Origin of the sequence: Maribacter sp. 2-571 (assembly GCF_050589625.1) — a bacterium.
Classification (GTDB): domain Bacteria; phylum Bacteroidota; class Bacteroidia; order Flavobacteriales; family Flavobacteriaceae; genus Pelagihabitans.
Map to the genome: position 1 here is coordinate 1 of NZ_JBNGOP010000087.1, position 644 is coordinate 644.

The 644-nt window shown below is 47.8% G+C and carries 1 protein-coding gene; it reads right to left on the reverse strand.

Annotated features, from left to right (window positions below; genetic code table 11):
- On the reverse strand, positions 1–644 hold a 644-nt coding region (locus ACRD7P_RS20990), incomplete at both ends, for a condensation domain-containing protein (RefSeq protein WP_430909766.1).

Below are 644 nucleotides of genomic sequence, written 5' to 3' on the forward strand. Positions count from 1 at the left end.
ACCTGCGACTCGAAAAGGGAAACGATCGTCCCTTCCCTTGGATACTCAACATCCGTAGCGTTCCAGTCATGCACCATGGTTTGATAATTGGATGCGTCCAGCAACGAGTGGGATAGATAAGGGATCTTATCGTTTGTTACCAAACGTTCCAATAACGTTAGATAGTGCCGTGCCATTCTTTCAATGGTCTCATGGCTAAACAAACTGGTCGCATAGCTCATATGGACCCCGATCGCCCTACTATTGTCGTCCATAGAAATCGAGAGATCGAATTTCTCTATTTGATCGTCTTCTTCAAGATCGACAAGCTGCAGATGCTCCGATAAAGTAGCGGCTTCTTGTTGCCCAAAACTTTCCACGGAAAACATCACCTGGAAAAGGGGATGGCGGGAAGGGTCCCGTTCTATCGATAAATGATCCAATAATTGCTCGAAGGGGAAGTCCCGATGCGCCTGCGCGTCCACCTGATCTTCATGTACGTCCCTGATCAAGTCCATAAAGGACTGCCCCTTATCAAGCCGTACCCTATTGACCAGGGTATTGACAAAGAAACCGATCAAACCACCGGTCTGATAGTGGTCCCTGTTCGCATGCGGGCTACCGATCACAATATCATCTTGATTAGCGTACTTGCCCAACAATAC